We start from the raw sequence: 5005 nt of genomic DNA on the forward strand, positions 1-5005 counted from the left end.
CGGGTCGCTGCTGACCGTCGAATAGGTGTTCTCGCCGTCGGTGAGCACGATGACGACCTTGTCGTTGCCGCGCTCGCTCTCCAGCCGCCCTTCGGTGAAGGGCTCGGTGCTCGACACGGTGCGCCAGCCCCAGGCCATGCCTTCCGGGACATTGGTGTTGCCGTTCGGCTGCATCAGGTCGATCGCCGCCTTGATGGCCGTCAGACCCGCCGCCTGGGTGACATCGGTCAGCGGCGTGATCGGTGTCGTGGTGCAGCTGTAGTTGGGACCGGCGCCGGTCGACAGCACCGGCGCATTGATCGGCCGCGGCTGGAAATATTTGGCCATGTTGGATTGCCGCGTCTTGCCGGTCGTGCTTGTCGGATCGTCGTTCCACCAGCTGTTGGCGGCGCCGTAGGTCACCGGCTTCGCCTCGTCGGGATCCTGCGTCAGGTACCAATGGTTGCCCGGCTCGTCCGGCGCGAACATCGGCACGAACATGGTCGCCGGGTCGCCGACGCCGGTGCCGGTATTGTTGGGGCCGCCGGAGGCCGCCGCGTCATTGACGTTGTAGGGGTAGGGCCTGACCTCGACGCAGCCCTGCCAGCTGGCGAACGGGCCATAGGTGTCGTTGTAGTCGTATTCGTCGTGGCTGCGCTTGCAGGTGTGGTTGGAGCGGTATTCGTCGCAGACGACACGCTTGGAGCCGACGATGCGCTCGTGGCTGGTGACCACCTTCATGTCGCGATAGAGCGAGAAGCGAGTGAGCATCTGGCCTTCCTGCTCGCCCCAGTCTGAGCCCTTCTTGTACCAGATGCCGTTGATCTTCTGCGCGTATTTGTTGGTGGCGTTCAGCGTCGTCCAGTCGAAATTCTCATGGTGGATCGGCGACAGCCCGTAGGTGTCCATCCAGGAAGCATTGTCGTTCTGCGTCCCAACATTCACCGAGGCGGCGAAGGGCACGATGCTGAACTGGACCGGCTTGTCGATCTGCTTGATCGCGGCCGCCTGCTGCGCCAGCGTGTCGACGAGCTGCTTGGCGGCCTGCTTGAGCAGGTCGATGCGCTTCTGCCCCGCACCGGTGCCGAGGTTGCTCATCGAGCCGGAATTGTCGAGCACCATGGCGACTTCGAGCGTGTTCTTAAGGCGCACTTCCGAGCAGACGGAATAGTTGACGTCCGAAGACTCCTTATCGACCAGCAGCGCCGCTGCCGGCAGGAAATAGGGCTTGTACACCAGCGCCGCGCAGAGCTTGACCAGGCCGCCGCCGGTCGTGCTGCTGGGCAGCGTGACGCTGAGCGTGGTGTTGGCCGGATCGATGCTGTCGCCGAGGTTGGCCCTGAAGAACTCCAGCGCATAGGCCCTCAGCTGGTCGTCGGTGGCGCCTTCGGCAAGGCGGCGGGCGGTGGCGAAGTTGGCGGCGTCGAGCGCGTTCACCACCCTCTGCTTCTCGTTGACCACGCCCGAATAGTCGACGCTCAGCGCCACGGCGCCCATCAGCGGCACCATGGCGACCGCGGTCAAGAGAGCATAGTTGCCGCGCCGGTCGCGGCAGAAGTCACGCCAGAATCCACGCATGTGTTGTAAGCGGCCCCGCCTGCGGATTTTTTGCCCAGGCCACCGTTTCACAAAACGCTGAAGGACGGGTGTGGGAAACCGCTCGATTGCAGCCTCGGTGTTTCACCGAACGCTAACCAATCGCGCCGGGCAAGGCCGCCGCGTTCAAGGAAACGCCCCGCGAAGGCAGCGCGTTTCGCCCCGTCGATTGCCCGTCGATCAGCCGACGATGCGCAGGTTCGACAGTTCGTCGGCGATTTCCTTGAAGCTTTTCGACAGCGTGGCGCCGGTCGCGTTCCAGTACAATTTGGCCGCAGTCTTGCCGGTCGGGTCGGCCGGGTCTTTTCGGAATCTCGAATCCGAGGAACACGTCTTCAGCGCGGTCATTGCGGCCTTTTCCGCGGATTTGGTGTCCACAAGGTCAAGCGAAACCGTCATCACGATGATGTTCGAATTCTTTGCATTGGCGCAAAGCATCTGCATCTGCTCGTCGAGCGCCGTCGTGTAGTTGGCGCCGGTGTACGTCGTCTTGCCAACGGAAGCGCTGGTGTTCATGAACAGCCGGGTCACCGTACCGGAGCCTGGATAGGTCAGGCCCGTGTAGCCGTACGCGGCGTAAGTCGACATGTTCTTGGCATAGGTGGCGTCGGCGATCGGGCTGTAGGTGTTGGCGCCGTCGGTCAGCACGATGACGACCTTGTCGTTGCCTTTTTCGGTGTTGGCCCGACCGTCCGTGAAAGGCTCATTGCTCGACAGCACCCGCCAGCCCCAGGCAAGCCCTTCCGGCACATTGGTGTTGTCCGTCGGCGTCATCGCGCTGATGGCGTTTGTGATGGTGCTTTTGCCCGTGGTCGTGGTTATGTCCTGCAACGGCGTGATGGCGGCAGTCGTGCACCCGGAGTTGGGGCCGCCGTCAGCCGGCTCCGCCGCCGCATTGTAGGGCTTCGTGACGAAATACTTGCGCATATCCGACTGGCGTTTTGCGACGGCCAGGCTGTCGGCCGAGTCCACCCACCAATTGTTCGGGTAACCCCATGACGTGATGCTGACGTGGGTGGAGTCGGTCCAGAAATTGCCGGCCTCGTCCGGAGCGAACATCGGGACGAACAGGCTGGCGGGTGTGGACGTCGTCGGCGTCGTGTCGTCGACATTGTAAGGATACGGTCTTGCTTCCACGCAGCCTTTCCAGGCTTGGTATTGGGCGGTCGTGTCGACATATGTCTGACACGTGCCGTGGTTCTTCTTGGTGCAGGTTCGCGTCGTGGCCATCATATCCTGGTAGAGGGTGAAGCGGGTCATTGCCTTGCCCGCGTCCGCTCCCCAGCCGGTGCCCCTCTGGTAGTAGGCGGCGCCGACTTTCTCGATGTATTTGTTCGGATCGACGCCGGAGACGGTCTTGTACATCTGGGTCCAGTCGAAATTCTCATGCTGCACCGGTGAGATGCCGCCGAGATCCATCCAGGTCTTGTCCTTGTTGGCTGAGCCGACATTGACCGAGGCCGAAAAGGGTACCAGGGCGAACTGCACCGGCTTGGTGACCTGCTTCATTTGCCCTGCCTGCAGGGCCAACGTGTTGACGAGTTCGGTCGCGGCAGTCTTGAGCAGCTCTATGCGCTGCTGGCCGGTACCGGATCCATTCGTGCTCATCGAGCCGGAATTGTCGAGCACCAGGGCAACCTCGAGAGTGTTCTTGAGGCGAACTTCCGAGCACGCGGTCAAAGTCGTGTCGCCGGCAGTCCTGCCGATCAGCATCGCCGCGGCTGGCAGGAAATAAGGATGGTAGCGCAGGGTCGCGCAAAGCTTCAGTGTGCCGCCGCCGGCGTTATTGCTGGGCAAGGTGACGCTCAGCGCCGTGTCAGCCGGGCTGACATGCGACAGATTGGCTTCGAAGAAGTTCTTCGCATAGGCTTTGGCATCGGCGTCGCTTACATTGGCGACGATCTGCTGCGCGGTGGCGACGCCCGCGGCATCCAGCGCGTTCAGCGTTTCCTGCTTTTGGCGCACCAGGTCCGTAAAGTCGACCGCAAGCGCAACCGCGCCCATCAGGGGCACCATGGCGATGGCGCCGATCAAGGCATAGTTGCCGCGCCGGTCGCGCGCGAACCTGCGCATCGTCGCTTCGAATCTGCGGATCATCGCCTTTAGCCCCCGCTAATGTACGACCAAAGTCGTAGTTGATCTGCGACCATGCCCACAGATCATTAAATTTCAGGTTGCGCGAATGCATCCAACATCAACCTGCGTTTTCAAGGCTCGTTAACTATCGGGCCAGCTGCGTGGATGCCCCCGGGAATTCCACCGCGACGCAGGTCCGGTCTTCAGCATCCGTCCCGCCGCCGCGGCCGGTGCCTGTCGAAAGCTGGTGACAGGATGAGGCGCTTCGGTTAATGCGGGACCGGCCGCGGCGGACCGTCGGCGGCGGCTCTCGCAACAACCACCCTGGGAAAACGGCATGGCGGATTCGCCCGACATTATCGGCTCGCTCGCGGACCTGTCGGGCTCGTACGACGCCATCCTGTGCGATGTCTGGGGCGTGGTGCACAATGGCGAATGGCATTTTCCGCAGGCTGCGCAGGCGCTGGCCGCGGCACGCGCGGCGAACGTGCCCGTCGTGCTGATCACCAACTCGCCCCGCCGCAGTGCCGATGTGGTGGCGCAGATGAACGCGATCGGCGTCCCCACTGACGCCTATGACCGCATCGTCACCTCCGGCGATGTCACCCGCGACCTGATCGCCGAAGGGCCGAGGAAGATCTTCCATATCGGTCCCGACCGCGATTTCACCCTTTATGACGGGCTCGGCGTCGATCTGGTCGAGGAGTTCGAGGCCTCGGGCGTGGTCTGCACCGGCCTGTTCGACGACGAGGTTGAAAAACCGTCCGACTATGCCGAGCTGCTGCGGCGGCTGCGCGCTCGCGACCTGCCCTTCATCTGCGCCAATCCCGACATCGTGGTCGAGCGCGGCGAGCGCATGATCTGGTGCGCCGGGGCGCTTGCCCGCGACTACGCCCAGCTCGGTGGGCGAACGCTCATCGCCGGCAAGCCCTACGCGCCGATCTACGACGTTGCGATGAAGGAGGTTGCCAGCCTGATCGGTCGCCCGGTCGAGCGTTCGCGGGTGCTGGCCATCGGCGACGGCATGATGACCGATATCAAGGGCGCGGCCGACAATGGCTTCGAGGTGCTCTATGTCTCGGGCGGCATCCATGCGCGCGACTATGGCGACCCGCTGCAGCCTGACCGCGAGCGGCTGGCCGCCTTCCTGGAAAAGCATGGCTACCGCCCGGTCGCCGTCATTCCGAGACTGCAATAGGGGCGTTCCATGACGGAAACCTCGAAACCCTTTGACCGCATCTCGGCGACGTCGCCGCTGCCCGCCCATTTGCGCGGCGGCGTGGTGGCGATCGGCAATTTCGACGGCGTCCATCGCGGCCACCAGGCGGTGCTCGATCGCGCCGTCGCCGAGGCC

The 5005-nt window shown here is 63.5% G+C and carries 3 protein-coding genes and 1 pseudogene; 2 read left to right on the top strand and 2 right to left on the bottom strand.

Annotated elements, in window-relative coordinates:
• Nucleotides 1-1557 (bottom strand): pilus assembly protein (locus tag EN738_RS30830; protein ID WP_189606054.1); only part of this gene is annotated, 1557 nt, incomplete at its 3' end.
• A gap of 198 nt (nt 1558-1755) precedes the next feature.
• Nucleotides 1756-3672, bottom strand: a complete 1917-nt coding sequence (locus tag EN738_RS30835) for a TadE/TadG family type IV pilus assembly protein (RefSeq protein ID WP_245494822.1) — start codon at nt 3670-3672, stop codon at nt 1756-1758.
• A gap of 316 nt (nt 3673-3988) precedes the next feature.
• Between EN738_RS30835 and EN738_RS30840 the strand changes: the two genes are divergently transcribed.
• Nucleotides 3989-4849: a TIGR01459 family HAD-type hydrolase gene (locus EN738_RS30840; RefSeq protein ID WP_127286902.1), complete on the top strand. Its 861-nt coding sequence runs from the start codon at nt 3989-3991 to the stop codon at nt 4847-4849.
• A 9-nt stretch (nt 4850-4858) separates the two neighbouring features.
• Nucleotides 4859-5005 (top strand): annotated as a pseudogene (locus EN738_RS30845) (bifunctional riboflavin kinase/FAD synthetase); the annotation flags it as partial.

Origin of the sequence: Mesorhizobium sp. M4B.F.Ca.ET.017.02.2.1 (assembly GCF_003998955.1) — a bacterium.
Taxonomy (GTDB): Bacteria; Pseudomonadota; Alphaproteobacteria; order Rhizobiales; family Rhizobiaceae; genus Mesorhizobium; species Mesorhizobium abyssinicae.

Excerpts from the sequence above, each read along its gene's own strand:
- EN738_RS30840 (WP_127286902.1), top strand. The coding sequence starts at position 3,989 with ATGGCGGATTCGCCCGACATTATCGGCTCGCTCGCGGACCTGTCGGGC.
- EN738_RS30835 (WP_245494822.1), bottom strand. The coding sequence starts at position 3,672 with ATGATCCGCAGATTCGAAGCGACGATGCGCAGGTTCGCGCGCGACCGG.